Genomic DNA, 26,184 nt, shown 5'->3' on the forward strand with positions numbered 1-26,184 from the left:
GGGAGTGGAGTTCGCCTATGACCGAAGTAGAAGTAAAGAAAACGCAGGAAAGCCTGCAAGACCGCCTGGCTCAAGTCGTCGAGCTGCTGCAGCGCCAGCGGGTAGTTGAAGACCTGACGCACCGTCAGGAAGGCCATCATCATGACCGGGTCGAGAACCTGGTCCATCGGCAGAACCTCGTCGAGTTGCAACGCAAGCTCGATGATCTGCACTCTGCTGACGTTGCCTACATCCTTGAAGCCTTGCCTCTGGAAGAGCGTCTGACCGTCTGGCAGTTGGTCAAGGCCGAGCGTGACGGCGACATCCTCCTCGAAGTATCCGATTCCGTACGTGAAACCCTGATCGCCGACATGGACGATCACGAGCTCCTGGCTGCCGCCAAGGAGATGGACGCTGACGAACTTGCTGACCTGGCCCCCGAGCTGCCGCGAGACGTCGTCCATGAGCTGATGGAGGCTCTCGACGGCCAGCAGCGTGAGCGTGTTCGCTCCGCGCTGTCCTATGACGAGGAGCAGGTCGGTGCGCTGATGGACTTCGAGATGGTGACCATCCGCGAGGATGTCAGCCTGGAAGTGGTCCTGCGTTATCTGCGTCGCCTGAAAGAATTGCCAAGCCACACCGACAAACTGTTCGTGGTGGACTACGACGGCGTGCTCAAAGGGGTGCTGCCGATCAAGCGTCTGCTGGTCAATGACCCGGACAAGCAGGTCGCCGAGGTCATGGCCAGTGATCCGGTGAGTTTTCACCCGGATGAAGATGCCTACGACGCGGCTCAGGCATTTGAGCGTTATGACCTGATTTCGGCCCCTGTGGTCGACAAGAACGACAAGTTGATCGGCCGTTTGACCATCGACGAAATGGTCGACCTGATTCGTGAGGAAAGTGAGACCGAAGTCCTCAACATGGCCGGTCTGCGGGAAGAGGAAGACATCTTCGCCTCGGTCTGGAAATCCTTGCGCAACCGTTGGGCCTGGCTGGCAATCAATCTGATTACCGCGTTTGTCGCGTCCCGGGTGATTGGGCTGTTCGAGGGCTCGATTGAAAAGCTGGTGGCGTTGGCGGCCCTGATGCCCATCGTTGCGGGTATCGGTGGCAACTCGGGTAATCAGACTATCACCATGATTGTCCGGGCAATGGCCCTGGACCAGGTGAGCACTGGCAACACCTCGCGCTTGATGCGTAAAGAGCTGGCCGTAGCCCTGATCAATGGCCTGGTCTGGGGTGGGGTGATCGGTGTCGTGGCGTACATGCTCTACGGGAGCTGGTCGCTGGGGGTGGTCATGACCGCTGCCATGACCTTGAACCTGCTGCTGGCGGCGCTGATGGGGGTTCTGATCCCCATGACCCTGGCGCGCCTGGGGCGTGATCCGGCGATGGGCGCTAGCGTGATGATCACCGCCATGACTGACAGTGGCGGCTTTTTCATCTTTCTCGGCCTGGCGACCATTTTCCTGCTTTGAGCCGTACTTCCCTGCTGGTTACCGACGAAGCGCCTAAATGGCGCTTCGCTGCTTTTGGCGGGGCAAAAAAAAGCCAGCGACTAGGCTGGCTTGAGCTTGCGAGATGCAATCAGGTGGCGTCTGCGGCCATTTCAGCGTCATGGGCGATCAGCGAAACCAAAGCGTTTTGCTGGCGATGTGAGAGTTGGCGGAAACGTTGAAGCAGTTCGCGCTCATGCAAGGACAGTTCGGGGCTGTCCAGGCGCATGCTCAGCTCTTCACCCAAGGCGCCTTCCTGAATAAGACTCTGTTCCAGGCGCGCGATGATTTCGGAGTTCATGCTGCGGTGATGATTGCGAGCCACCTCGGCAATGCGTTCACGCATCCCGTCGGGTAGACGTACGACGAACTTGTCAGCCGTACGGCTGGAATAAATTGCCTGTTTCAATGGGCGCATATATTTAACCGGTTAGTTCAGGGGGAGCGGTTCTCGGAATTGGCCGCGGGCTGTCTTTTAGGACAAGCCTGAATGCCAAATGTTCAACCTGAATTGTTAAGAGGCCCGCATCATGCCTCAAAATTGCCAGATCCTTGGCGTCAATTCTGTGACAAATATTGAACTGGATAAAGGCGTTATGCCAGCACCAATTATCAGAAATGCGGACTGGTTTGAAAAGTTCGTCGGGTCCGCGTTGCTGGCCGCATTCTCCCATCCTGCGGGAGTGTCAGTGCACCGACGAAGGTGCATGCTATGCGGGTGAAAGTGTAATCCCTACCTTTCAGAGGATAGTGGCAAATGGCCGATTTACTAGTTGTGCTCTGCGGAGCAGCCACCCATGCCGGGTAGGTTGATCTACTTGATGGGGCCTTCAGGGGCCGGCAAGGATAGCCTGATTGATGCGGCCCGGCAGCCTTTAAGTGCGTTGGGCTGTGAAGTGGCAAGAAGGGTGATCACGCGCTCTGCCGAGTCGGTGGGAGAGGAGGCGATTGAGGTCACCGCCGAGGAGTTCGCGGGACGAGTAGGCCGGGGGGATTTCGCTTTGTTCTGGCAGGCCAATGGCCTGGGTTATGGGATTCCCGTGGTGATCGATAGCTGGTTGGCGCAGGGGCGCAATGTCCTGGTCAACGGGTCCAGAGGCTATCTGTCCAGGGCGCGAGCTCGGTATCCCGATCTGATTCCGATAGTTCTGACGGTTGATAACGAAGTATTACGCCGTCGCTTGCTGCGTCGGGCCAGGGAAAGCCTGCCGGAGATAGAAGAGCGCCTGCAGCGTAATGAACAGTTTGCCCATGCCGGCTGGCTGGATGAGGAGGGAGTGGTTCGCCTGGATAATTCTGCCGAATTGCAGGTTACCTTGAGGCGCCTCTTAGGCATATTGCAAGAGCACGGTATCAGCGCAATACAGGGTCGAACTTGATCCTGCGGCCAGCCAGCAGTGCCAGCAGGAACAGGCCGAACAGTGAGCCGCTGATGATTAGTGGCGCGCTGCCCAGAGGTTCTTCAGGCAGGAACACAGCGGCAATGGCGCTGAGTAGCGTCAGAACAAGCAGGCTTTTGGCGGCGGTGGACATAAATGGCTCCTGTAGTCTCGGTCTCAAAATACCCAGCGTTCAGTGGGTGCGGCGGCTGGCTGTTGTGAGGCTTTTCCCTGGGTAACCCGGGTCACTGAGCCAGGCTCAATCTGGGTGTTCATGACTGCCAGCTGGGGTGCCAGGCGTTGCTGGTAATGGGCGAAGGATGTCCCGCCAGGGGCAGCGTCATCTGCAGGTTGAAAGTGAAAGGCCGCCAATACGGCGATGGCAATCGCATTCAAGAGCAACAGAGCGCTATTCATGGGCGGCATCTCCTCAGTGTTTATCCACTGATTAAGCAGCCTGCGTGCCAAGAGTTTACCTGGCGATAAAGTCTTTAAAAACAATATGTTGAGCTGATTTTTAAAGTCTCTTTAATTGCATTTTGCAATGATGGCTTTTTGCAGTGATGCAATTTGCACGACGCGGCATCGAAGCCGCGGGGCGAGCCTGATGCTTCCTGCAAAAAGCCCTATGGATCACATGACAAATGCAGCCTTGGCCGTTAACATGCACGCCGTCCTCCGCGCCGTGCCGCAATGGCGCTCGCTGTTTTGTCTCAGTAGCTCAATTGGATAGAGCATCCCCCTCCTAAGGGGAAGGTTGGCAGTTCGAACCTGCCCTGGGACACCATATAATTCGTATCTTTCTGGGCTGATCCCTGCGCGGTTGATCTGTTCTTGGACCCCGGAGCGAAAGAACAAAGAAAAGCCCCACCGGGCGATCCTCGGGCGGGGCTTTTTTGATGTCGTCTATCCGAGGGGCACGTTAAATAACGGGCTCTTTTTCTTGTATTGGTGACAGCCTGACCAGCGTGGGGCTACGTGCTTGTGAATAGGGCCACAGTGAGTGTTTTTGATGGCCTGCAAGGATTCACGTTGTTTTGCTGATCTGGCTGCTTGTCGCCAGGGCCAGAAATGTCAATCCGCTACCGGACAGAGCGCCGGCAATCCCTTCCAGTCAACGCTTGCCCATACTCCGCTGCCGGGTGCAAGCAACTGGCTCAGCTTCGCTTCATTGAATGAAGTTCCCAGCGAATCGGCTCTGAATGCGGCTATCCATTGCTGGCGGCCCAGCATGAAGGCCTTGCCGAAGTCTTCCCAATCGTTGAAGCAGTCCTGGGCCCGCTGGGCGTTGAGCAGCATGATGCGCCACCCTGTTTCAGGTTCGAGCCAGCTCATCAACATGGCGCAACGGACAAAAAATGCGCTGCGCACGCAGGCGAAGGCCATGGCTGCTCGCGGGTCATCACTGGGATTCAGGCCATGCAGGTCAATACGAAACCACTGGCGCTCCAGGGTGCCATTGAGGTGGACGCAGACTTCGTCGTCGGTGGCGTTGCTGCGAAAACCGATCTGGTGCAGCAACGAGGCCCGTAGGGTGCTTTTCGCCTGATCCATGAAGTGGGTGGTATCGGGGTCGTAGAAACCGGTCATTCCGGTGGCATCGACCATGGGTTGTGCCAGTGTCAGTGCCCAACGCTTGCGTGGTGTGAATACCACCAGGGATGTTCCCGACGGGCGGCGAAAGTGACGCCAGCCCAGCCAGGCGCCGAATAGCACGACAATTACCGTCATCATCTGCGTATTACCTGCTTCTGTTTTGCCATGTGCTGATTTCTTCGGCCAGGGATGGGGACATATCTGACCAGGGCACGCCTTCGGTCCGATACTGCGGGTCCTCGGCCTGACGTGGTGGCAAGGGGGTTTTCTTGAAGATGTGACGGGTGGCGTACTTGACGGTCGGCGCCTGGGGCGCGACCTCCAGCAGCAGGTCGGACTGGCGTGCCGCGACCAGCCACTCGACCATGGCCGAAGGGGCTTCCAGCCGTCGGAACAACTGTGGGTAACGGGCTACCAGACGGGTCTGGGTTTGAGGATCACTGACTTCTTCGATACGCAGCCAACCCGCCTCGGTACGTACTATGCCGATGGCAATGCAGTCGGCCGGGGTCTGTTGGTCGGTACCCAGGGTGTTGAGAAAGCGCAGCAGGTCGTGGAAATAACGTTCGATGGGCGGGCGGTTCTGCTTGCCTTTGACCTGCTCCACCGTCAGTGCACCGTCGTCCTGGATGATCAGGCTGATGGTGATGTGGGGTTGGCCTTGAGCATCGCGCAGGCTGAACACGCGCATGCTCTGCTGTTCCACCGCTTCGGCGTAACGCTCTCCGTAGCCGCCGGTCAGGGCCCGACGGTTGGCGAACTGCCCGAGGCAATGGCGCATCACGTAGCTTTCAAAAGCCATCTCGGCACGCAACAGCGGGCTTTGCGGGCGCAGTTCGACCCAGGTGTGCTCGGCACAGGTGAGGGTCACGTTCAGGGCTTCGGCAGAGCTCTGGCGCCACCCCTGGTCGACCCGGGCCGCCATTTGTGCATGCTCCTTTTCCCACAATGCCAGCGCTTGCGGGCAAGTAATGCGATCCAGCTTGCCCTCAAGAGCCGTGCCTTTGCGTGAGGTCAGGAACTCCACCAGTTGGGCTTCCTGGTGCAGCAGCTGCGGCTCCTGCGGGTCGATCCAGACCAGGGGCGCCAGGGCTTTGGCGGGGTCTTCGGATTGCGCCTTGGCAGCGCGCTCGAAATAGCCGTTCACCCAGGCCGGCACCGAGTCGCTACCCAGGGCCGTACAGGCGTCATCCAGGGACTGGATGCGCCGTGCCGGTTCGAAGTTGCCCGCCAGGTGGCGATAGAAGTGGTTCAACAGCCAGCCCTGCACTGCGTGCTCGTCCTTGCGCTGCTGGCTGCGCTGGGTGATGCCGCGTTTCAGTTCATCGGCATTGAGCAGGTTGCGCGGGGCGTAGCTGGGGCTGCGCTTGTCGACGCTTACTTCCATATCTGCCACCAGTTTTTCTTGCCGGCCGGTTGAGCCGGGGCTTGCAGCTCGCTCAGGATTTGCTCGATCCGGGCACGGCACCGGATGTCGTAATCGTCGTCCGGGGCACACAGGGCCAGGGTGCGTGCGCAGTAGTCAATGGCTTCGGCGGCCCGCCCCCGGGCCTTGAGGAAGTCCACCGAGGCGGACATGACCGAGACTTCGTTCAGGGACAGTACCGCCGGCTGGTAACGCTGCCAGAGGCTGTCGGCGTTGTCCGGATGGGCATGGGCCAGGTAGCGTGCGACCTGGATCCGGGCAAACAGCGCCGAGCTGTCCAGTTGCTGATCGCTGACGCCTTGCTCTTCCTGCCACTTGAGCAGGCGTTCGAGCCAGATGAGGATCTCATTGTCGCGATCGAGCTTGTACAGGGCGTACGCCACCGAGGCTACGTATTCATCCGGGTTGTGGCGGCTGTAGCCGAACTCGGCCGAATAATGCCAAAGCTGTTCCGCAGCATCGATAATGCCGGGCAGATCCTCCAGGCTGATACGCGCACTGAGCAGCCCATTGTAGTGTTCGGCGAACGGGCTGGCGGCGATGCCCCGTGTATGCAGTTCGATGGCGTCTTCGTAGCGAATCGGGTTGTAGTAGCGGTAGTTGATCGCCAGGTTGTTGCAGAGCATGGAATACAGGTGCGCGCAGGCATCGTACGGGTGGCCGCTGCCGCTGGCGAAATAGCGCTCCATATGGGCCTGGCCCTGCTCGTAGGCATCTCTCTGGGCTTCGCGCAGCAACGAATAGGCCTGGTCCCGGGCGTCCGGGGGCAGTTTGTCGGCTTCTGCTTCGGCCAGGTCTTCAATGCCCAGTGCGTAGTTGTAGGCGTGCTTGCCGCAGGACAGGACGGGCTTGGGCGCTTTGAGTGCCTCGATAATCCCTTGGCTGTTGATCCGAGCGGCAAACAGCGAAAACGCACTGCGGTTGTCTTGCATGCGGCCTGCCTGGATGGCGTTTTGCAGCAGGCTGGCTTCAGTGGCCGCATCGATCAGGCCGTGCTCAGCGTCGTGCACGGCTGCCAGGCGGGTGATCCAGGGGTGATCGGGCGCGCGACGCACCGCTTCTGCACGAGCTTCGGTATACAGCGCGTCGCCAGCTTGCAGGTCCTCCATGGCCAGGGAGAGTGCGGCCAGCAGTGGCGTGGTGGCAGACTCGCTGGTTTCGATGCTTGACAGTGCTTGCAGGAAACTCTGCAGCACTTCCTCGGTGATACAGGCACGCATCACGCAAATCGGCCACCAGGCACTGCGCTCATCAGGGTCTTGCAGGCGATCGAGTACCAGGCGGGCGGTGGCTGGCCATAGCTCGGTTTGCCGGTCATAGACATCGATGAATGCGCGAAATCCGGCTTCGTCGATGCGGCCAGCTTCCATCAGCCAGGGCAATTCGTATTCGATAAAGTTGTTGCCGCCGTCGGAATCCAGGCTCAGGGCTGCGGCATTGCAGATCTTCAGGGCGCCGGCCAGGTCGCCCTGGGCGTGCAGGGCGCGGGCCGCCAAGCGTGCAGTGCGCACTTCCCATTCGCGGCGCTGGGGCAGGGAGCGGCCAGCGGTCAGTTGCGCGATGGGTTGCTCGAACAGTGCCAGGCGCAGCGGAATGATCTCGATCAGCGAGTTGCCCAACCACAGCCAGTCGCCTTCATCGATATCCTGGTCCGGGCCGGCGGTACGTACGGCGTTGACCGCCTCCAGGGCTGCACTACGGGCCTCTTCATTGCGGTCGTGGTGGGCCAGGACTCGGGCGCGGCGCTGATACTGATCGGCGGCATCCCAGGCACGCAGGGCTGCGCGGGCAGGGTTGCCCAGGGTCAGGGCGTAGCGCACTTCGATGGTTTTCAGTGCTATTTCACAACTAGCGCGTTCCAGATCGTCGAAGATCCGATAGCGGCGGTAATGCTCGACATTGAAATCCAGGGTTTGCGTGGCCATCTGTTCGAGCTGTCCGAGCACTTCGATCAGGGTTGGCTCGTCATCGAGGTAGTTGGCGACCCGCAGGCGCAGGATAGCCAGGTTCATCATCAGCTCGGCGCGGGCCGGCTCTGGGGCGGCTTGTACAAGAGCGTCGCCATCCTGATCGATGACGGCCCGGGCTGCCGCTGAATCACCGGCCTGCATCCACAGGGTGTGCAGGCGGTCGATGGACGCCAGGGAGTCGGCCTGCAGCGGTTGTGCCTGCAACTGAGCCAGCAGGGCATCGGTTTCCTGTTCTTGCTGTTGCGCCTCCAGGCGGTCCATGAACTGTTCCAGTTCAATGCCGGTTATCGCACTGCTGTTATGCGCCATCGTTAACTCCATTTGATAATGACCTGCGCATCACGTGATGCACTGCCTGGCAGACCGGCATTTCCTCGTCGTTGGTGCCGCCGTGGGGTGTCATGCCGATCCTTCGACACCCGGGTCGCAAGCCTGCGACGCTTGCGACTGATGGACCCTTTATTGCGCGGCAGACCCTCTGCAATGCAGGGGCATTTCCGGCAAGAAACGATCGAGGCTGTGAGGCGCTGCACGCTATCAGGTGATGTTTCAGAATCCAAGGTTTGAGCGTGCAAACGGGCCTCTTTTACGGCTGAGTACACGGGCTGGTCGAGACTTGTGTAATCCGCGGTGAAATGCCGCCCGTCGGCTATAAGGGAATGCGTAATCCGGCCGATAACCTCAGTGGACAATTGTGTTCCCAAGTGGCGGCCTGGATCACAGGCCGGCCGGAAAGTGCTTGATAGCCCGTGGCCAGCAGCTATTATCTGCGCGCCAAAAACAGGCTGCGAAGCCGGGTGGGTCCTGCTGTCTTTGGATTGATCTTCTTACTTGCCTGGAATCTTCGATGCTGGCGTACCACCAAAAGAGCTTTTTGATCGTCGATGATTTCTCGGACTTCCGCAGTTCGGTGCGTTCGATGCTGCGTGAGCTGGGCGTCAAGGATGTAGACACCGCCGACACTGGCGAGCAGGCCCTGCGCATGTGCGCGCAGAAGCGCTACGACTTCATCCTCCAGGACTATCACCTGGGCGACGGCAAGAAAAACGGCCAGCAGGTGCTCGAAGACCTGATGCTGGAAAAGCTCATCAGCCATGAGAGCGTGTTCCTCATGGTCACCGCCGAGAGCAGCCAGGCCATGGTGCTCAGTGCCCTGGAGCATGAGCCCGATGCCTACCTGACCAAGCCTTTCAACCGCTCCGGTCTGGCCCAGCGCCTGGAGCGCCTGCAGCAGCGCAAGACGTTGCTCAAACCCATTCTCCAGGCCCTTGACCGGGGCAAGCCGGTGGAGGTGCTCAACGCCTGCATCGCCCTGTGCAAGCAGGACCCGCGTTATGCGCCGTTGTGCCTGCGCTACCGCGCCGATGCCCTGCGCGACATGCATCAGAACGAGGCCCTGGAGCGCCTGTACAACAGCATCCTGGCGGACCGGCCGCTGCCCTGGGCCTACGTCGGGCTGGGGCGCCTGCTGTTCAAGCGCGGGCAGGTTGGCGAGGCCAAGGCGGTTTATGAAAAGGCCTTGAAGGCCTTTCCGATGATGCCGGGCCTCTACGACGGGCTGGCAGAGGTGCTGGTAGCCGAAGGCGATACCCAGCGGGCCCAGAACGTGCTGGAAGAGGCGGTGCGCCTTTCTCCCCTGGCCGTGCGGCGCCAGGCATTGCTGGGCAAGCTGGCCATGGCCAACGAAGACTTTGACAGCGCCTCCCGGGCCTATCGCCAAGCGGTGTCCCAGGGCGCGCAGTCGCGTTTCAAGGACCCGGAAAGCAACCTCGGGCTGGCCCATGCCCTGATCAGCAAGGGCAGCGAGAGGGGCCTGGACACGCGCACCCGGCTGGAAATCAACCAGACCCTGAGTGCCGTGGCCAAGGAGAATCCCACTGACCCGGGCCTGCAGATTCGCGCGCGGCTGATGAAGGCCACGAGCCTGTTGCTCAATGATGCCGAGACCGCGGAAAAACTCACCGAGCAGGCGCTGCTGCGCCTGGACGGCATGGAGCAGTTCATGAGCCCCGAAGCGGCGCTGCTGGTGGCCAAGCAACTGCAGATGCTGGGGCAGGCCAGTGCCGGTGCTTCGATGCTCAAGAACTGTGCGGAGATCTATGGTGACGATCCGAAGGTCATGCAGAACATCGCCAAGCTGACCGACGACCCGACTATCCTCAGTTCTTCCAATGCCGCCGCCGATATCAACCGTCAGGGCGTGCGCAGCTACAAGGGCGGCAACCTCGTGGAAGCGCGGGAGTTGTTCCGCAAGGCCCTGGCCATGCAACCGAAGAACATCAGTATTGCCCTGAACATGGCCCAGTCGCTGCTGCACGGCGCCGACGCCAATCCGGACGCGGCACTCCTGGAAGAATGCCGGGCGTGCCTTAAATTGGTGGGCATGATGCCCGATACCGACGCGCGTTATCCGCGCTATCAGAAGCTGCGAAGCAAGGCGTTTGGCCAATGATCGAAAAGCAACAGGCGCTCGACTTTTCCACGGTGATCGCCTCCACCGTACATGACATGAAGAACTCCCTGGCCATGCTGATGCAGGCTCACGCCCAGTGGCTGGCGCGCTTGCCCGAGCAGCAGAATGCGCCAGAGCAGGGGGTGATCGACTATCAGTTCGCCCACCTCAACGGCATGCTGGTGCAACTGCTGGGGCTGTACAAGCTGGGGATCAACCAGCTGCCGTTGCAGCCGGCCTACCACGAACTGGATGACTTCATCGAAGCGCAACTGGTGAGCCATCAGGACGTGTTCAAGAGCCGTGGCATTTCCGCCGCCTATGAAGTCGATCCGCTGAGCCCCCTGGGGTTCTTCGATCGTGAGCTGATCGCCTCGGTATTGGCCAATTGCATCAACAATTCCATTCGCCATGCACGTCATGCCCTGCTGATCAGCGTCAGTGATGAGGAAGGGCAGGTGGTGCTGTCCATCAACGACGATGGCGAAGGCTATCCCCAAGGGATGATCGAGCGTCAGGCCGACTATGTGCAGGGCATCAATCAAAGCAGCGGCAGCACCGGGCTGGGCCTGTACTTTGCCGGGCGCATTGCCGAATTGCATCAGCGCAATGGCGTGTGCGGCCACACTCGGATCAGCAACGGCGGCCCATTGGGCGGCGGGTTGTTCAAGCTCTACTTGCCCTGAGCCGCGAGTGGTTGAAGGTGTGCCTCGCCCAGTTGCCGCCCGGCCAGGGCCAGGCATTCCAGAAAGGTTGCCAGTGCGACCTTGGGTTCCTGGCCCTGGCGGGTGATGCAGTGAAAGTGCGAGCGGTAGGCCAGGCGCTCGGGTAGCAAGGCGCGCAGTTGGCCCTTGGCCACCCAGGCCGTTGCATAGTGGCTGGGCAGGTAACCCAGGTAGGTGCCGGAGAAAATCAGCGTGGCGATGGCCTCCATGGCGTAGGCGCTGACGCTCTGGTTGAAGTGCAGGTCATGGGGGCGCTGGTGCTCCGCCATGTAGCCCCGGCTCACATAGTCGGCGGCGCAGATCTCTTCCAGGGTCAGGGTTTCGTCGGTGCGCGGGAACAGCGGATGGCCGTTGGCGCAGTAGAGGTTCTGTTCCTCCTCGAACAGGTGCTGATAGTGCAACCCCGACAGTTGATGGTGGAAAGCGCCGATGGCCAGGTGCAGGCGTTCGTCGAGCACGGCCTGTTCCAGTTCGTCGGGGCGCATCAGGTGCAGGTTCGGCCGTACCTGGGGCAGGCGCCGGCGCAGATGGCCCAGGGCCAGAGACAGGGGGGCATAGGGCAGGCTGATCAGGCTGTCGACACTGCCGATCTGCAACTGCTCGCGGGTGATGGGGCCGAGGCGGTTGGCGTGCTGGCGAAAGCGCTCGATGTCGGCGAACAGCAACTGTGCTGCCTCGAACAGCTCCTGGCCCTGATCGGTCAGCTGAAATCCGCTGCTACCGCGCCTGCACAGGGAGTAGCCCAGGCGCTCCTCAAGGTCCCGGACCACCACGCTCAGTCGCGACAGGCTGGTGTTGAGCCGTGCCTGGGCTGCGGTGAACCCGCCGGCATCAACGATGGCGCAGAACACCCGCAGCATCCGCAAATCAATATCGGCAAGGCTTCCCAGCATGGGCGCTCCCTCAAGTTGGCGTAGGCGACGTGTCGAGCCTACTCCCTTGTCCTGATTGATGGACACCATGGACCTGTAACAAGGCTGGCGGCCTGCTTGCCCCGCCAGTGGGGGCAGGGCCGGGGATTTTACTCACGCCTGCTTGAAATCCTGAACGGGTGGTGCGTATTTTGTACGGGTCGCCGTTCGCGGCTCGTATAACAACAAGGATTGAGTCATGACAACCGATGGCCACAGTTCACTCGCCGAGCGATTGACGGGCATTGATGAGATCGAATGTGTCACCGCGGATCTGAATGGCGTGCCGCGGGGCAAGGTAATGACCGCCGAGGGGTTCCTCGAAGGGCGGCGCTTGCAGATGGCGCGGGGGGTGCTGCTGCAATGCATCATGGGCGGTTATCCGCCAGCACGTTTCTACGGCAGCGACGACGGCGACCTGGCGCTCAATGCCGACCCCCGGCAGATCCACCGCCTGCCCTGGAGCGAAACGCCCAGAGCGCTGGCTATCTGTGACGCCGATGAGCTCAGCGGCGAGAGTTCGCGGCTCTCCACTCGTGGGCAGCTCAAGCAGGTAATCGCCCGTTATGCCGCCCTGGGCCTGGCGCCGGTGGTGGCCACCGAGCTCGAGTTCTTCGTGTTCGCGGCCAATGACGATCCAGCGCAGCCCTTCCGGCCGCCGGTCGGCCTGGATGGGCGCCGGGAGGAAGGCTATTCGGCGTTCAGCGTGAGTTCCAACAATGGTCTGCGGCCATTCTTCAAGGAGGTCTACGAAGGCATGGCCGCCCTGGGCCTGCCCCGCGATACCTTCATGCACGAGATGGGCGTCAGCCAGTTCGAAATCAACCTGTTGCACGGTGACCCGCTGTTGTTGGCGGACCAGACCTTCCTGTTCAAGCACCTGCTCAAGGAGGTGGCGCTCAAGCACGGCCTGATCGTGGTCTGCATGGCCAAGCCCTTGGCTCACACGCCGGGCAGCTCGATGCATATACACCAGAGCCTGGTGGAGATGGGTAACGGCCGTAACGTTTTCAGTGACGACGCCGGGCAACCTACGGCGATGTTCCGGCATTTCATTGGCGGCCTGCAGGCCGGCCTCGCCGACTTCACCGCCTTGTTCGCCCCCAATGTGAACTCCTATCAGCGCTTGTGTCATCCTTACGCTTCGCCGAACAATGCGTGCTGGTCCCACGACAATCGGGCCGCTGGCCTGCGGATTCCGGCCAGTTCACCGGTGGCGCGACGGGTGGAAAATCGTCTGCCGGGGGCGGACGCCAATCCTTATCTGGCGATCGCCGCGAGCCTGGCAGCAGGTTTGCATGGCATCGAGAACGAGTTGGAGCCAACCGCTGCCATCCAGGGTGAGTTCGAAGTGCCGGACAATCTTTCGTTGCCCTGTACCTTGCATGCGGCCCTGGAGCGTCTGAAACGTAGCCAGTTGGCCAGGGAACTGTTCGGCAACGAGTTCATCGAAGGCTACATCGCTTCGAAGACCATGGAGTTGACCAGTTTCTTTGATGAAATTACTCCCTGGGAGCGGCGTGTGTTAGCGGCCCAGGCATAACCGAACCGTCGCTGGTCGGGCCCCGGTTTGCCGGGGCTCGATACCTCATTCAAGGAGCCGCTCGGAACGCCGATGCGCCAAATCTGGAAATCCTTTCGAGCGCTTTATTTCGCGTCGCTGATGATGCTGATCGGCTCTGGCCTGCTCAGCACTTATCTGGCCCTGCGCCTGGCTGCCGATCATGTCGACGGGCTATGGGTGGGGGCCTTGATGGCGGCCAACTATTTCGGCCTGGTTTTGGGGGGCAAGCTGGGGCACCGACTGATTGCCCGGGTCGGGCATATCCGTGCCTACGCCACCTGTGCCGGGATTGTCGGCGCGGCAGTGCTGGGCCACGGCCTGGTGGACTGGTTGCCGGCCTGGCTGGTGCTGCGGATGATCGTGGGCCTGGGGATGATGTGCCAGTACATGGTCATCGAAAGCTGGCTCAATGAGCAGGCCGACGCCAAGCAGCGCGGGCTGGTGTTCAGCGGCTACATGATTGCCTCTTACCTGGGCCTGGTGCTGGGGCAGTTGATACTGGTCATGCACCCGGCCCTGGGCCTGGAGCTGCTGATGCTGGTGGCGCTGTGCTTTGCCCTGTGCCTGGTGCCGGTGGCCATGACCCGGCGCATTCACCCGGCACCCTTGCGCCCTGCACCCATGGAGCCGCGCTTCTTTATCAAGCGTGTACCGCAATCGCTGAGCACGGTATTGGGTTCGGGGCTGATCGTCGGTTCGTTCTACGGTCTGGCGCCGCTCTATGCCTCGCAACAGGGCTTGAGCACCGAGCAGGTGGGTCTGTTCATGGGTAGCTGCATTTTCGCCGGGCTGGTGGTGCAGTGGCCGCTGGGCTGGCTGTCCGACCGCTATGACCGGGCGCTGCTGATCCGCTGTTTCGCCTTGTTCCTGGCGGTGGTGGCCCTGCCCCTGGCGATCCTGCCTTCGGTGCCGCTGGAGGTCCTGTTTGTTCTGGGCTTCCTGTGTTCCCTGGTGCAGTTCTGTCTCTATCCACTGGCGGTGGCGTTCTCCAATGACCATGTGGAAGGGGATCGACGGGTCTCGCTGACGGCGATGCTGCTGGTGACCTATGGCGTGGGTGCGAGTATTGGTCCTTTGGCGGCAGGGGTGCTGATGAAGTTGTTCGGTAGCCAAATGCTCTACGCCTTCTTCAGTTTCTTTGCCCTGGTGCTGGTCTGGCGGATTCGGCCGAAGGCCGTGACCAATCTGCATCAGGTCGACGATGCGCCACTGCATCACGTGGCGATGCCGGACAGCATGTCCAGTTCACCGTTGGTGGCGGCTCTGGATCCGCGGGTTGACGAACAGGTGGTTCAGGACCAGATGCAGAGCGCGCCCGCGCCGGAAGCTGCGCCTGATGAACCTGCAGCGGATACCCCGCAGGCTGCGGATGAACCGCCTGCCGAGGAATGCGCCCGGGAACACCTCAGCGGGGCCAGGCCTTAGGCGCAAAAAAACGGGCAGTTGCCGCAAGGCACTGCCCGTTTTCATTGATGCCTTTGAGTCAGAGGTCGTCTTTATCGAAGCGCCGCGCTTCACGCTGCAGTTGATAGACGAAGCGTTCGACCTGGCGCTGTACCAGGCCGCTCATGTTGTGGAAGCGTACGCCGGCAAAGGTGGTGTCGATGCGTTCTTCGTGGTGCAGGTAACGCAGTTCCACCGGGGCCGTCATGCTGCCGAAGGGCAGGGCGGCGATAAAGCGCTCGTAAACCTGGCCCAGTTGCAGGCGTGAGGAAATATCGCCGTCGAAACGCAATTTGCAGCCGGTGGCGGAAATGTCCAGCAGCTTGCCGCTGAGGGGCGATTTGAGTTTTTCGCCGCTCAGTTCGATGTCTACCAGTTGTGCTAGCTTCAGGGCGGCACGAAAGGCGTTGCGGCGCTGGTGGTAGACCACTTCGTCCGGCAGGGTGGTGCGGTAGCAGCGGCCGCCGTTGGATTCGTCGAGGGTGGGCAAGCCGTTGCTTTCCCAGGCGATGCGTACGCCTTCATGAAAGCCTTCAACGCGAAACGGTTCACCTGCGAGCAGGAAGCGTTCACCGTCGCGGGGAATCATTTCGTCGAGGGCGATCATGTTGCTATCGCGGTCCACTTCCACCAGATAGCTTTGGAAGCGCTGGCTACGCTCGTGGAAAGTGATGATCAGCGGGTCATGGCTCTCTTGCAGCAACCGCAGGTTGGAAGAGATCTCCAACGCAGTGGTGAGCACCTTGGGTGGCTGCGGAGTATCTTCCGCATTTGAGGCGTTGAACACGGTTCATCAATCTCCAGACAAAATACAACTACACGCAGGAGCCAGCATTTTGCCAGCATGTTTCACGGCTTGGTAGCGCGCGCTCATTTTTTGGGTTTAAGCCTGACTGAGTGGGCGTGGCTTCGCAAGCATTGAGGTAGAGCCGCGGGCGTCGTATAGGGCAGGAGGTTCGCCACCATTGAGGATTTTCAGTTGGTTGGCGGTGGTGGCCTGTTGGATCTGGATCGAGCGACCATTGAGCTCGTTGGCAGCTTGGCACTCGGCAAGCAATTGGGTCAGGACATTGCTCTGTTCGAGCAATTGCGCGCCCAGGCTGGAGTGGCTGGCCAGTTGCTCGAGCCCCTCGCGGTTGGTCGGCAGGTTCAGGCTGGCAAGAATTTGCGTGCGCTTACGGCCATGCTGTTCCAGCAAGATGACCAAGGCTTGCTTCTGCGCCAGGATATCTTCCAGCAGCGGCATGTCGCGGCCGTGGAGGGCAATAGACTCGGCGCGTAGCAGCTCCAGCAAGTGTTGCGCTGGAGCAAGGTCATCGTTGATCAATTGCAGTAGGTTGGTGTCGTGCATGGCTGGCCTTGGGGATTAAGCGTCCAAAAGCCTGGCGCAAGCCTGGGGCTAGCGCTGGGCTTCGAAGTTAAGCAGTTTGCTGGCTACGCGGTTGCTGTCGACCTTATAGCTGCCATCGGCAATCGCTTGCTTCAACTCGGCCACCCGGGCTTTGTCGACGGCAGGCTGATCGCGCAGCTTGTCAGTGACTTTCTGCAACTGTTGAGCCTCATTGCTCAGGTGTACCGATTCCCCGCTTTTGCTGGTCTCGGCGGCGGTTGTCAGCGGCGTGGATTTGCCGGCATCACCGGTTTCCTTGCTGGTGCTGGTACGCGTACTGCCTGTCAGTGAAGGGGAGCTGTTTAAACGGCTGAAGTCGATGACCATGATGAAGTAAACCTCTGGGTATTTGGACGCTTGCCATGTTTTCGGCCATACCCTGAAAAACTTTAGGCTCGATTGTCGACAAACCAGGTCAGGTATCTGCGACCCTTTATCGGCCACAGTTTAGGGAACGCACGGGTTGAGCGCCAGCTATCTACATGGCTACTTCCACTTGCCCTGGCGCCGTGATGCGGGCCTTGATCACCCGTTGCGAATTGAGGTTCTTGACCCGGATCTGTTCGCTCATGCCGCCGTTGGACAGCGCCTCGCCCGGCATTCGCACATTCAATGTGCCGCTGCGTGCCGATATCACCACTTGATCGCCCTTGCGCACGACTTCCGCCTGCTCCAGATGGGCCAGGGTAACGAGCTGGTCGGCGACCATTGGTCGGACAAGTTTCTGACCAATGGCTTGGTCCACTGAGGTGAGGTAGCCCTGATTGTTCTGGCTGATGTCCCGTTCGCGCAGCACCACGTCTTCCGGTTCGATGATGCCGGCGCGCTTGAGCGGGCGTGCAGTGGTGACCACCTCGCGAAACAGCTTGACCTGCGCCGGCACGAATACCGTCCATGGCGAGGCGCCTTCGCAGCGCACTTTGACGGTGACCCGCCCCAGCGGTTGGGCCGGGCTTTCCAGGTTGGCTGTCAATTCCTTGTCGCAATTGGGCATGCGCATGCGCGGGTCCAGCTGGTTGACCTGGATTTCATAGCGACCTTCCGTTTGACTGGTGGCCAGGTAGTCTTCTACCGTGAATTCAAGAAACCCTTGAGTGACGCCGATAAGAAGATCAGGCAGGGTGACCGAATCAGCAACGGCAGGGTTGCCGGGGTTTAAAATGCACAGAGCCGACAGCCCGCACAGCAAAGTGCGGTAGCGGGATGTCAGGCGTCGGAAAAATGTCGTTTTGGCGTTCATAACAGTTAAAAAGCAAGCGCCGTGCCGTTTAGCAATGAGCGTGCGTCGGATCTTAAAGCTTTGGGGAGTCTGGGCATGGCTGGTGTAATGGATTCGGTGAACCAGCGCACGCAATTGGTTGGGCAGAATCGACTAGAGTTGTTGCTGTTCCGTCTGGACGGTGGGCAGCTCTACGGGATCAACGTATTCAAGGTTCGCGAGGTGCTGCAATGCCCTAAGCTGACCCTGATGCCCAAATCCAGTCCTGTGGTGTGCGGTGTCGCGAATATACGAGGGGCAACCATTCCGATCCTGGATCTGGCAATGGCCACGGGTTCTGGTGGCCTGCAGGACCAGAGCAATCCGTTCGTCATCATCACTGAGTACAACACCAAGACCCAGGGTTTCCTGGTGCGCTCGGTGGAGCGCATCGTCAACATGAACTGGGAAGAGATCCATCCGCCGCCCAAGGGGACCGGACGCGATCACTACCTGACGGCGGTCACTCGGGTGGACAACCAGTTGGTGGAAATCATCGACGTGGAGAAGATCCTGGCGGAAGTCGCGCCGACCTCGGAGGCGATCTCGGCAGGAGTGGTGGATGTCGAAACCCAGCACAAGGCTGTTTCCCTGCGGGTGCTGACCGTCGATGACTCGTCGGTGGCACGCAAGCAGGTCACCCGTTGCCTGCAAACCGTAGGTGTCGAGGTAGTGGCATTGAATGATGGCCGGCAAGCGCTGGATTACTTGCGCAAGCTGGTGGACGAGGGCAAGAAGCCGGAAGAGGAATTCCTCATGATGATTTCCGACATCGAAATGCCCGAAATGGACGGTTACACCCTCACGGCCGAGATACGTAATGATCCACGCATGCAAAAGCTGCATATCATCCTGCATACTTCGTTGTCAGGGGTGTTCAATCAGGCGATGGTGAAGAAGGTCGGTGCTGATGACTTCCTTGCCAAGTTCCGCCCTGATGACCTGGCATCCCGGGTAGTCGACCGGATCAAAGCAGCAGATCACAGCTAAGGGCACTCGCCCTGGCGGACATAAGATTTAAGAGGCGGCAGCATTGTCTACGGGTAATTTGGATTTTGAACAGTTCCGGGTCTTCCTGGAAAAAGCCTGTGGTATTTTGCTCGGGGAAAATAAGCAATATCTAGTCTCGAGCCGTCTCAACAAACTGATGGAGCAGCAAGGGATAAAAACCTTGGGTGAGCTGGTCCAGCGGATTCAGACCCAGCCCCGTAGTGGTTTGCGCGAGATGGTCGTGGATGCCATGACGACCAACGAAACCTTGTGGTTTCGCGACACCTACCCATTCGAGGTGTTGAAGAACAAGGTGCTTCCCGAAGCCATCAAGGCCAGTCCCAACCAGCGCTTGCGCATCTGGTCTGCGGCCTGTTCGTCGGGGCAGGAGCCCTACTCGCTGTCGATGTCCATCGATGAGTTCGAGCGTAGCAACATGGGGCAGTTGAAGATGGGGGTGCAGATCGTTGCCACTGATCTGTCCGGGACCATGCTCAACAACTGCAAGACCGGTGAATATGACAGCCTGGCAATTGGGCGTGGCCTGTCGGCCGAGCGCCTGCAGCGTTACTTCGACCCCAAGGGGCCGGGGCGCTGGGTGGTCAAGGCGCCGATCAAGAGCCGGGTGGAGTTTCGCTCGTTCAACCTGCTGGACAGCTACGCCAGTCTCGGCAAGTTCGACATCGTGTTCTGTCGCAATGTGTTGATCTACTTCTCGGCGGAGGTCAAGAAGGACATCCTGATGCGCATTCACAGCACCCTGAAGCCTGGCGGCTACCTGTTCCTGGGGGCTTCCGAAGCCCTCAATGGGCTGCCGGATCATTATCAGATGGTGCAATGCAGTCCGGGCATCATCTACCAGGCCAAGTAGCCAGCAGATCGTCGTACCGAAAAAGGAGGCCATTGGGCCTCCTTTTTTGTGCCTGCAATTATCTGGCGCGCCGGCTGAAAGCGGCAGGGTGGTTGCCGCTTTGCCGGTGTTTCGCGGAAATCCATTGCCGCTTTTCTGGCATTGCCGCCTTGCCGTCGCCGGCAAACCCTTGAAATACGGGGTTTGATGACTTGGCACGCAGCTTGCTATATCCGAGTTACGAAAAATCAGGTCACCCAAAGGTTTCCGCCATGAGCATCAGCTTCGATAAAGCGCTCGGTATCCACGAACAGGCCCTTGGCTTTCGCGCCAAGCGTGCCGAAGTTCTGGCCAACAACATCGCCAACGCCGATACCCCGAACTACAAGGCTCGGGACCTGGACTTCTCTGCCGTGCTTGCCGAGCAGAATCAGAAGGCCCAGAACGGTACCTTCGCGTTGAACATGACCAACAACCGGCATATCGAAGCCCAGGGCTTGAGCAGTGGTGATGAATCGCTGCTGTATCGCACCCCGATGCAACCTTCGATCGACCAGAACACCGTGGACGCCCAGCTGGAGCAATCGAGCTACGCGCAGAACTCGGTGGATTTCCAGGCCAGCTTCACGCTGCTTAACAGCAAATTCAAAGGGCTGGTAGCAGCCCTGCGCGGAGAGTAATCCATGTCCCTCGCCAGTGTTTTCAATATTGCCGGTAGTGGCATGAGCGCCCAGACCACCCGTCTGAACACCGTCGCCAGTAACATCGCCAACGCCGAGAGCGTCTCGTCGAGCATCGACCAGACCTACCGCGCTCGTCACCCGGTGTTTGCCACCATGTTCCAGGGTGCGCAAAGCGGCGGCAGCGACTCGCTGTTCCAGAACCAGGACGCTGCCGGCCAGGGCGTGCAGGTACTGGGTGTGGTCGAAGACCAGAGCAACCTCGAAGCTCGTTACGAGCCGAACCATCCCGCCGCTGATGCCAAGGGTTATGTCTACTACCCCAACGTCAACGTGGTGGAAGAAATGGCCGACATGATTTCTGCCAGCCGTTCGTTCCAGACCAACGCTGAAATGATGAACACCGCCAAAACCATGATGCAGAAGGTCCTGACCCTGGGTCAGTGATAAGGGGCGAAGACCATGAGCGTTACTGATACCACCAACGCCCCATCCCTCAAGGATATCCTGGCGAATTCGTCGAAAACGACGAGCAATACCAGCGCCGACGGCCTGGCCGCGGCGACCAACAGCGCCACCGGCAAACAGAGCCTGGGCAAGGACGCATTCCTCAAGCTGCTGGTAACCCAGCTGAACAACCAGAACCCGCTGGATCCGCAGGACAACAGTGCGTTCGTTGCGCAGTTGGCGCAGTTCTCCACCCTGGAAGGCATCACCACCCTCAACTCCTCGGTGAATGCGATCACGGGTAACTACAAGTCTTCCCAGGCCTTGCAGGCTTCGTCCCTGGTGGGGCGCTCGGTCATCGTGCAGACCGGTACCACCCAGGTCGACACCAGCAAGAGCATGACCGGCTCGGTCACCGTGCCATCCAGCGTGAACTCGGTCACCGTGACCGTCACCGACAAGGACGGCAATACCGTCAAGACCATCGACATGGGCAGCCAGAAGGCCGGCAACGCCAGCTTTGTCTGGGATGGCACCAAGACTGACGGCACCAAGGCGGATCCGGGCAACTACACCTTCAAGGCCAGCACCACCATCGATGGCAAGGGCACTGATCTGATCACCTACCTGCCGGCCACGGTCAATAGCGTGACCATCAGCCAGACCGGCGGCGAGTTGATGTTGAACCTCGCCGGCATGAGCAGCCCGATTGCCCTGTCCAAAGTACAAACCATTGGTATCTAGAGCCGACTAACCGGCACAAGGAGTGGAATATGTCTTTCAATATCGGCCTTAGCGGTCTCTACGCTGCCAACAAACAGCTGGACGTTACCGGCAACAACATCGCCAACGTCGCTACCACCGGCTTCAAATCCTCCCGTGCGGAGTTCGCCGACGTCTATTCGGCCACCAAGCTGGGCAGCGGCACCCAGGTGATTGGTAACGGTGTGCGCCTGGCCAACGTTTCCCAGCAGTTCACCAACGGTGATATCAACAACACCGGTAATGTGCTGGACATGGGCATCCAGGGCCAGGGCTTCTTCGTGCTGAGCACCAACGGCTCCCTGACCTACACCCGTGCCGGTACCTTCAAGACCGACAAGGAAGGCTACATCACCAACAGTGACGGCACTGCCCGCCTGCAAGGTTATGCGGTCGATGCCAACGGCAAGATCATCAACGGTGTGCTGACCGACCTGCGGATCGATACTTCGAACCTGGCGCCAAAGCCAACCGACTCGATCTCCTCGACGATCAACCTGAACTCCGATTCGACGCCGATCGATGTGGGTGCGACCACTCCGGCCTATGTGTTCAATCCGACCGACAACACCACCTACACCAAGCAGTTCAGCACGCCTGTGTATGACACCCAGGGCAACAAGCACGTCATGGATCAGTACATGATCAAGACGCCGAACGCCAATGAGTGGCAAACCTACACGCTGATTGATGGTCGCAACCCGGACGGTACTGCATTCACCATGGCCAACCAGTCGCCGATCACCATGAAGTTCGACTCGTCGGGCAAGCTCAGCAGCATGACCCCGCCAGCTGCGCCTGGGACCACGCCGTATACCATTACCGGTAACAGCATTGTCATGTCGGCTGCGGCCTGGACCCCGGGTACCGTCACTAACGGCGTGTTCACTCCCAATGGCGCCAAGCCTGCACCTAACGGTGTCAGCATCGACATGACCAAAACCGGTTCGGTGTTTGGCGAAAGCACCCGCTCGGTGATCGCGCAGAACGGCTACTCCACTGGCCAGATCAGCAGCCTGACCATCGATGGCACCGGTGTGATGCTGGCCAACTTCAGCAACGAGCAGACCAAGCCGATCGGTCAGATCTCACTGGCCAGCTTCACCAACGAGCAGGGCCTGCAGCCGGTAGGTGGCACTCAGTGGAAAGAGACCTACTCGTCCGGTATTCCTGGTTATGACGCACCGAAGACCGGCACCCTGGGAGCGATTCAGTCCAACTCCCTGGAAGAGTCCAACGTCAACCTGACCAACGAACTGGTAAACCTGATCAAGGCCCAGAGCAACTATCAGGCGAACGCCAAGACCATCTCCACCCAGAGCACCATCATGCAGACCATCATCCAGATGACCTGATGCTGGTTGGCTGAAACGCTTTACGAAAAGCCCCTCCTCGAGGGGCTTTTTTGTGCCTGTTCGATAGTGCTGTTCGCTCTGCAAGAACCGCTGCCGCAGGGGCTGGCTTGCCAGCGAAGGCGCTCTCGGTGCAGTGCAAGGCTTCGGGCCTCTTCGCTGGCAGGCAGGCTCCTGCAGCTTTGTTGCGGGCAAAAGAAAACCCCCGATAAACCGGAGGTCTATCGGGGGTTGGGGCAGGTGCCCGCAGGCACCTGTCGGCTCAGCTTATTGGCAAGCTTCGCAATCCGGCTCGTCGATGGCGCAAGCCTTAGGTACAGGAGCTGGACCGGCTGGAGCCGCGAGGACCGAGTCGTCACCGTGGTTGCCGCCGCTGGAAACAGCGTTCAGCTTGCCGGTGTTGATTGTGGACTTCTCGGTGCTGGTGGCGGCCAGGGCGCGGAGGTAGTAGGTGGTTTTCAGGCCACGGTACCAAGCCATGCGGTAGGTCACGTCCAGCTTCTTGCCCGAAGCGCCGGCGATGTACAGGTTCAGCGACTGAGCCTGGTCGATCCACTTCTGGCGACGGCTGGCGGCGTCGACGATCCACTTGGTTTCCACTTCGAAGGCAGTCGCGTAGAGCTCCTTGAGCTCCTGCGGGATGCGCTCGATCTGCTGTACCGAACCGTCGTAGTACTTCAGGTCGTTGATCATGACCGAGTCCCACAGACCGCGAGCCTTCAGGTCGCGAACCAGGTACGGGTTGATCACGGTGAATTCGCCCGACAGGTTGGATTTCACATAGAGGTTCTGATAGGTCGGTTCGATCGACTGCGACACGCCGGTGATGTTGGCGATGGTGGCGGTCGGTGCGATGGCCATGATGTTGGAGTTACGAATGCCTTTCTGTACACGGGCGCGAACCGGTGCCCAGTCCAGGGATTCGTTGAGGTCCACATCGATGTACTTCTGGCCACGGGCTTCGATCAGGATCTGTTGCGAATCCAGCGGCAGGATGCCCTTGGACCACAGCGAACCCTGGAAGGTCTCGTAGGCGCCGCGCTCGTCGGCCAGGTCGCAGGAAGCCTGGATTGCGTAGTAGCTGACCGCTTCCATGGACTTGTCGGCGAACTCGACGGCTGCGTCGGAACCGTAGGCGATGTGCTGCAGGTACAGCGCATCCTGGAAGCCCATGATGCCCAGGCCGACCGGACGGTGCTTGAAGTTGGAGTTCTTCGCTTGCGGCACCGAGTAGTAGTTGATGTCGATCACGTTGTCGAGCATGCGCACGGCAGTGTTCACGGTGCGTTGCAGCTTGGCGGTATCCAGCTTGCCGTCGACGATGTGGTTCGGCAGGTTGATCGAGCCCAGGTTGCAGACTGCGATTTCGTCCTTGTTGGTGTTCAGGGTGATCTCGGTGCACAGGTTCGAGCTGTGGACCACGCCCACGTGCTGCTGCGGGCTGCGCAGGTTGCACGGGTCCTTGAAGGTCAGCCATGGGTGGCCGGTCTCGAAGAGCATGGACAGCATCTTGCGCCACAGGTCTTTGGCCTGGACGGTCTTGAACAGCTTGATCTTGTTGTACTCGGTCAGGGCTTCGTAGTACTCGTAGCGCTCTTCGAAGGCCTTGCCGGTCAGGTCGTGCAGATCAGGCACTTCCGATGGCGAGAACAGGGTCCACTTGCCGTCGTCGAAGACGCGCTTCATGAACAGGTCGGGGATCCAGTTGGCGGTGTTCATGTCGTGGGTACGACGGCGGTCATCACCGGTGTTCTTGCGCAGCTCGATGAACTCTTCGATGTCCATGTGCCAGGTTTCCAGGTAGGCACAGACAGCGCCCTTGCGCTTGCCACCCTGGTTCACGGCTACCGCGGTGTCGTTGACCACTTTCAGGAAGGGCACGACGCCCTGGGACTTGCCGTTGGTGCCCTTGATGTAGGAGCCCAGTGCGCGTACCGGAGTCCAGTCGTTGCCCAGGCCGCCGGCGAATTTCGACAGCATGGCGTTGTCGTGGATGGCGCCGTAGATGCCCGACAGATCGTCCGGAACGGTGGTCAGGTAGCAGCTCGACAGCTGTGGACGCAGGGTGCCGGCGTTGAACAGGGTCGGGGTCGAAGCCATGTAGTCGAAGGACGACAACAGGTTGTAGAACTCGATGGCGCGGTCTTCACGCTGTTTCTCTTCGATTGCCAGGCCCATGGCCACGCGCATGAAGAAGATCTGTGGCAGTTCGAAACGCACGCCATCCTTGTGGATGAAGTAGCGGTCGTACAGGGTCTGCAGGCCCAGGTAGGTGAACTGCTGGTCGCGCTCGTGGTTGATCGCCTTGCCGAGTTTTTCCAGATCGAACTCGGCCAGTACCGGGTTCAGCAATTCGAACTCGATACCCTTGGCGACGTAAGCCGGCAGCGCCTTGGCGTACAGCTCGGCCATTTCGTGGTGGGTGGCGCTTTCGGCTACTTCGAGGAAGCCCAGGCCTTCGGCACGCAGGGTGTCCATCAGCAGGCGGGCAGTCACGAACGAGTAGTTCGGCTCGCGCTCGACCAGGGTGCGGGCAGTCATCACCAGGGCGGTGTTGACGTCTTTGAGTGCCACGCCGTCGTAGAGGTTCTTCAGGGTTTCGCGCTGGATCAGGTCGCCGTCGACTTCTTCCAGGCCTTCGCAGGCTTCGCTGACGATGGTGTTCAGGCGGCCCATGTCCAGGGGCGCGAAGCTGCCATCGGTGCGGGTGATGCGGATCGAAGGGTGGGCTTGTACCGGCTCTTCGCTGGTGGAGCGGGTAGCCCGTTCCTTGGCGCGGGAGTCACGGTAGATCACGTAGTCGCGGGCGACTTTCTGCTCGCCGGCGCGCATCAGGGCCAGTTCGACCTGGTCCTGGATCTCTTCGATGTGGATGGTGCCGCCCGAAGGCATGCGACGCTTGAAGGTTGCGGTGACCTGTTCGGTCAGGCGCGCCACGGTGTCGTGGATTCGCGACGAGGCAGCGGCGGTGCCGCCTTCAACTGCGAGGAACGCTTTGGTGATCGCGACGGTGATCTTGTCATCGGTATAAGGAACGACAGTGCCGTTACGCTTGATCACGCGCAATTGGCCAGGTGCGGTAGCAGACAGATCCTGAGTGGAATCGGCGGCCTGCGGCGCATTGGCCTGCGAGTTCTCGCGAGTTGTGTCGGTTTGCATGGGTGTCTCCACGTTCTCTATGTTTGTTTGGGCACCGTTTGGGTGCCCACCGTTCCGTCCTGAAGCACTACAGCCGGCAGAGGCCGGGCATAACGACTTCGGGACAGTTCAGGAAGGGGGCTATAGGCGCCGCTTCCATGCCGAAGTCATGGGTGCCGAGCCGGGGCTCGGCACCTTATTCCTGGTGGGTGACAGTCTTGTTGCTGCAACACCCGTACCGCTTTCTCCTGGACAGGGTGGAAAACGATGCCATCCGCACGCGCGGTCTTGGTCTTCTGAAACAGCGATTGGTTCCACCAAACGGGGCAAGAAAAGGGCTTGAGTTTCTTGGCTGAATTGTGTTTGGTTTTTT

General features: G+C 60.0%; 24 protein-coding genes and 1 tRNA gene. 13 read left to right on the top strand and 12 right to left on the bottom strand.

The genetic code is table 11. The features are described from left to right. The first annotated feature begins 17 nt into the window (after positions 1-17). On the top strand, positions 18-1,460 hold the full coding sequence (mgtE, locus tag BM382_RS10165; protein WP_011062760.1) for a magnesium transporter: 1,443 nt from the start codon (positions 18-20) through the stop codon (positions 1,458-1,460). 109 nt (positions 1,461-1,569) lie between these two features. Here the strand turns inward: mgtE and BM382_RS10170 are convergent, their stop codons facing one another. Continuing rightward, the gene (locus BM382_RS10170; RefSeq protein ID WP_003204761.1) at positions 1,570-1,896 is read right to left on the bottom strand and encodes an Arc family DNA-binding protein; all 327 of its coding nucleotides are present in this window, start codon (positions 1,894-1,896) and stop codon (positions 1,570-1,572) included. Positions 1,897-2,275: 379 nt separating this feature from the next. Here BM382_RS10170 and phnN point away from each other — a divergent pair, with 379 nt between their 5' ends. Next, entirely contained in the window at positions 2,276-2,857 is a 582-nt protein-coding gene (gene phnN, locus BM382_RS10180) for a phosphonate metabolism protein/1,5-bisphosphokinase (PRPP-forming) PhnN (RefSeq protein WP_015636675.1), read from the top strand. On the opposite strand, the gene BM382_RS10185 is transcribed toward phnN, so the two are convergent. Together BM382_RS10185 and BM382_RS10190 are read right to left on the bottom strand one after the other, a co-directional pair. Then, entirely contained in the window at positions 2,832-3,011 is a 180-nt protein-coding gene (locus BM382_RS10185; RefSeq protein WP_011062759.1) for a PA3371 family protein, read from the bottom strand. The genes phnN and BM382_RS10185 overlap by 26 nt on opposite strands. A 23-nt stretch (positions 3,012-3,034) precedes the next feature. Continuing rightward, positions 3,035-3,274, bottom strand: coding sequence for a hypothetical protein (locus BM382_RS10190; protein WP_011062758.1), 240 nt, complete (start codon positions 3,272-3,274; stop codon positions 3,035-3,037). Positions 3,275-3,567: 293 nt separating this feature from the next. Between BM382_RS10190 and BM382_RS10195 the strand changes: the two genes are divergently transcribed. Beyond that, a tRNA-Arg gene (locus tag BM382_RS10195) sits at positions 3,568-3,644 on the top strand. Between the two features lie 287 nt (positions 3,645-3,931). Here BM382_RS10195 and BM382_RS10200 read toward each other — a convergent pair. The 3 genes from BM382_RS10200 to BM382_RS10210 are packed head-to-tail and all read right to left on the bottom strand — an operon-like array spanning position 3,932 to position 8,158. Beyond that, complete coding sequence (locus tag BM382_RS10200) at positions 3,932-4,591, bottom strand: DUF1266 domain-containing protein (protein WP_072442765.1); 660 nt, start codon at positions 4,589-4,591, stop codon at positions 3,932-3,934. A 7-nt stretch (positions 4,592-4,598) separates the two neighbouring features. Beyond that, the gene (locus BM382_RS10205; RefSeq protein WP_072442768.1) at positions 4,599-5,840 is read right to left on the bottom strand and encodes a hypothetical protein; all 1,242 of its coding nucleotides are present in this window, start codon (positions 5,838-5,840) and stop codon (positions 4,599-4,601) included. Continuing rightward, complete coding sequence (locus BM382_RS10210; protein WP_072442770.1) at positions 5,831-8,158, bottom strand: hypothetical protein; 2,328 nt, start codon at positions 8,156-8,158, stop codon at positions 5,831-5,833. Before BM382_RS10210 ends, BM382_RS10205 begins: the two co-directional genes overlap by 10 nt. A 538-nt stretch (positions 8,159-8,696) precedes the next feature. On the opposite strand from BM382_RS10210, the gene BM382_RS10215 reads away from it, so the two are divergent. Then, complete coding sequence (locus tag BM382_RS10215; RefSeq protein WP_011062754.1) at positions 8,697-10,301, top strand: tetratricopeptide repeat-containing response regulator; 1,605 nt, start codon at positions 8,697-8,699, stop codon at positions 10,299-10,301. Continuing rightward, positions 10,298-10,987: a sensor histidine kinase gene (locus tag BM382_RS10220; RefSeq protein WP_011062753.1), complete on the top strand. Its 690-nt coding sequence runs from the start codon at positions 10,298-10,300 to the stop codon at positions 10,985-10,987. The genes BM382_RS10215 and BM382_RS10220 overlap by 4 nt, the downstream gene beginning before the upstream one ends. On the opposite strand, the gene BM382_RS10225 is transcribed toward BM382_RS10220, so the two are convergent. After that, positions 10,975-11,919: a LysR family transcriptional regulator gene (locus BM382_RS10225; protein WP_011062752.1), complete on the bottom strand. Its 945-nt coding sequence runs from the start codon at positions 11,917-11,919 to the stop codon at positions 10,975-10,977. The genes BM382_RS10220 and BM382_RS10225 overlap by 13 nt on opposite strands. 319 nt (positions 11,920-12,238) lie before the next feature. Here BM382_RS10225 and BM382_RS10230 point away from each other — a divergent pair, with 319 nt between their 5' ends. Continuing rightward, positions 12,239-13,480: a glutamine synthetase family protein gene (locus tag BM382_RS10230; RefSeq protein ID WP_169892267.1), complete on the top strand. Its 1,242-nt coding sequence runs from the start codon at positions 12,239-12,241 to the stop codon at positions 13,478-13,480. Positions 13,481-13,552: 72 nt separating this feature from the next. Next, the gene (locus tag BM382_RS10235; protein WP_019092800.1) at positions 13,553-14,926 is read left to right on the top strand and encodes an MFS transporter; all 1,374 of its coding nucleotides are present in this window, start codon (positions 13,553-13,555) and stop codon (positions 14,924-14,926) included. Between the two features lie 58 nt (positions 14,927-14,984). Here the strand turns inward: BM382_RS10235 and BM382_RS10240 are convergent, their stop codons facing one another. The 4 genes from BM382_RS10240 to flgA form a co-directional block, all read right to left on the bottom strand. Then, on the bottom strand, positions 14,985-15,731 hold the full coding sequence (locus BM382_RS10240) for a flagellar brake protein (RefSeq protein WP_011062749.1): 747 nt from the start codon (positions 15,729-15,731) through the stop codon (positions 14,985-14,987). 96 nt (positions 15,732-15,827) lie between these two features. Further along, entirely contained in the window at positions 15,828-16,295 is a 468-nt protein-coding gene (locus BM382_RS10245) for a flagella synthesis protein FlgN (protein ID WP_011062748.1), read from the bottom strand. A gap of 48 nt (positions 16,296-16,343) precedes the next feature. Then, positions 16,344-16,661 (bottom strand): flagellar biosynthesis anti-sigma factor FlgM, encoded by a 318-nt coding sequence (gene flgM, locus BM382_RS10250; RefSeq protein ID WP_011062747.1) that lies wholly within the window; start codon positions 16,659-16,661, stop codon positions 16,344-16,346. Between the two features lie 151 nt (positions 16,662-16,812). Next, complete coding sequence (gene flgA, locus BM382_RS10255) at positions 16,813-17,574, bottom strand: flagellar basal body P-ring formation chaperone FlgA (protein WP_011062746.1); 762 nt, start codon at positions 17,572-17,574, stop codon at positions 16,813-16,815. Positions 17,575-17,649: 75 nt separating this feature from the next. Here flgA and BM382_RS10260 point away from each other — a divergent pair, with 75 nt between their 5' ends. The 6 genes from BM382_RS10260 to flgE all read left to right on the top strand — a co-directional run bounded on the left by BM382_RS10260 (position 17,650) and on the right by flgE (position 22,676). Continuing rightward, the gene (locus BM382_RS10260) at positions 17,650-18,582 is read left to right on the top strand and encodes a chemotaxis protein CheV (protein ID WP_011062745.1); all 933 of its coding nucleotides are present in this window, start codon (positions 17,650-17,652) and stop codon (positions 18,580-18,582) included. A gap of 43 nt (positions 18,583-18,625) precedes the next feature. After that, positions 18,626-19,453 (top strand): protein-glutamate O-methyltransferase CheR, encoded by an 828-nt coding sequence (gene cheR / locus BM382_RS10265; RefSeq protein WP_011062744.1) that lies wholly within the window; start codon positions 18,626-18,628, stop codon positions 19,451-19,453. A gap of 251 nt (positions 19,454-19,704) precedes the next feature. Next, the gene (gene flgB / locus BM382_RS10270) at positions 19,705-20,112 is read left to right on the top strand and encodes a flagellar basal body rod protein FlgB (protein WP_011062743.1); all 408 of its coding nucleotides are present in this window, start codon (positions 19,705-19,707) and stop codon (positions 20,110-20,112) included. A 3-nt stretch (positions 20,113-20,115) separates the two neighbouring features. Next, positions 20,116-20,559 carry a flagellar basal body rod protein FlgC gene (flgC, locus tag BM382_RS10275; protein WP_011062742.1) on the top strand — a complete coding sequence of 148 codons (444 nt, stop codon included), beginning with the start codon at positions 20,116-20,118 and terminating at the stop codon, positions 20,557-20,559. A gap of 15 nt (positions 20,560-20,574) precedes the next feature. Continuing rightward, positions 20,575-21,303 (top strand): flagellar hook assembly protein FlgD, encoded by a 729-nt coding sequence (flgD, locus tag BM382_RS10280; RefSeq protein ID WP_011062741.1) that lies wholly within the window; start codon positions 20,575-20,577, stop codon positions 21,301-21,303. Positions 21,304-21,332: 29 nt separating this feature from the next. Further along, on the top strand, positions 21,333-22,676 hold the full coding sequence (flgE, locus tag BM382_RS10285; protein ID WP_011062740.1) for a flagellar hook protein FlgE: 1,344 nt from the start codon (positions 21,333-21,335) through the stop codon (positions 22,674-22,676). Between the two features lie 264 nt (positions 22,677-22,940). Here the strand turns inward: flgE and BM382_RS10290 are convergent, their stop codons facing one another. Continuing rightward, entirely contained in the window at positions 22,941-25,832 is a 2,892-nt protein-coding gene (locus BM382_RS10290) for a ribonucleoside-diphosphate reductase subunit alpha (protein ID WP_011062739.1), read from the bottom strand. Between the last annotated feature and the right edge of the window lie 352 nt (positions 25,833-26,184).

The sequence above is a fragment of the Pseudomonas sp. NFPP25 genome (assembly GCF_900116505.1).
In the GTDB taxonomy this organism is placed as follows: domain Bacteria; phylum Pseudomonadota; class Gammaproteobacteria; order Pseudomonadales; family Pseudomonadaceae; genus Aquipseudomonas; species Aquipseudomonas protegens.

Bases quoted from the DNA above. Each gene is read 5' to 3' on its own strand.
- BM382_RS10245 (WP_011062748.1), bottom strand. From the start codon at position 16,295: ATGCACGACACCAACCTACTGCAATTGATCAACGATGACCTTGCTCCA.
- BM382_RS10190 (WP_011062758.1), bottom strand. From the start codon at position 3,274: ATGAATAGCGCTCTGTTGCTCTTGAATGCGATTGCCATCGCCGTATTG.
- BM382_RS10205 (WP_072442768.1), bottom strand. From the start codon at position 5,840: ATGGAAGTAAGCGTCGACAAGCGCAGCCCCAGCTACGCCCCGCGCAAC.
- BM382_RS10210 (WP_072442770.1), bottom strand. From the start codon at position 8,158: ATGGCGCATAACAGCAGTGCGATAACCGGCATTGAACTGGAACAGTTC.
- BM382_RS10220 (WP_011062753.1), top strand. From the start codon at position 10,298: ATGATCGAAAAGCAACAGGCGCTCGACTTTTCCACGGTGATCGCCTCC.
- BM382_RS10225 (WP_011062752.1), bottom strand. From the start codon at position 11,919: ATGCTGGGAAGCCTTGCCGATATTGATTTGCGGATGCTGCGGGTGTTC.
- flgC (WP_011062742.1), top strand. From the start codon at position 20,116: ATGTCCCTCGCCAGTGTTTTCAATATTGCCGGTAGTGGCATGAGCGCC.
- BM382_RS10230 (WP_169892267.1), top strand. From the start codon at position 12,239: ATGACCGCCGAGGGGTTCCTCGAAGGGCGGCGCTTGCAGATGGCGCGG.
- flgM (WP_011062747.1), bottom strand. From the start codon at position 16,661: ATGGTCATCGACTTCAGCCGTTTAAACAGCTCCCCTTCACTGACAGGC.
- BM382_RS10290 (WP_011062739.1), bottom strand. From the start codon at position 25,832: ATGCAAACCGACACAACTCGCGAGAACTCGCAGGCCAATGCGCCGCAG.
- BM382_RS10200 (WP_072442765.1), bottom strand. From the start codon at position 4,591: ATGATGACGGTAATTGTCGTGCTATTCGGCGCCTGGCTGGGCTGGCGT.
- BM382_RS10215 (WP_011062754.1), top strand. From the start codon at position 8,697: ATGCTGGCGTACCACCAAAAGAGCTTTTTGATCGTCGATGATTTCTCG.
- BM382_RS10185 (WP_011062759.1), bottom strand. From the start codon at position 3,011: ATGTCCACCGCCGCCAAAAGCCTGCTTGTTCTGACGCTACTCAGCGCC.
- flgE (WP_011062740.1), top strand. From the start codon at position 21,333: ATGTCTTTCAATATCGGCCTTAGCGGTCTCTACGCTGCCAACAAACAG.
- flgB (WP_011062743.1), top strand. From the start codon at position 19,705: ATGAGCATCAGCTTCGATAAAGCGCTCGGTATCCACGAACAGGCCCTT.
- flgA (WP_011062746.1), bottom strand. From the start codon at position 17,574: ATGAACGCCAAAACGACATTTTTCCGACGCCTGACATCCCGCTACCGC.
- flgD (WP_011062741.1), top strand. From the start codon at position 20,575: ATGAGCGTTACTGATACCACCAACGCCCCATCCCTCAAGGATATCCTG.
- BM382_RS10235 (WP_019092800.1), top strand. From the start codon at position 13,553: ATGCGCCAAATCTGGAAATCCTTTCGAGCGCTTTATTTCGCGTCGCTG.
- phnN (WP_015636675.1), top strand. From the start codon at position 2,276: ATGCCGGGTAGGTTGATCTACTTGATGGGGCCTTCAGGGGCCGGCAAG.
- mgtE (WP_011062760.1), top strand. From the start codon at position 18: ATGACCGAAGTAGAAGTAAAGAAAACGCAGGAAAGCCTGCAAGACCGC.
- BM382_RS10170 (WP_003204761.1), bottom strand. From the start codon at position 1,896: ATGCGCCCATTGAAACAGGCAATTTATTCCAGCCGTACGGCTGACAAG.
- BM382_RS10260 (WP_011062745.1), top strand. From the start codon at position 17,650: ATGGCTGGTGTAATGGATTCGGTGAACCAGCGCACGCAATTGGTTGGG.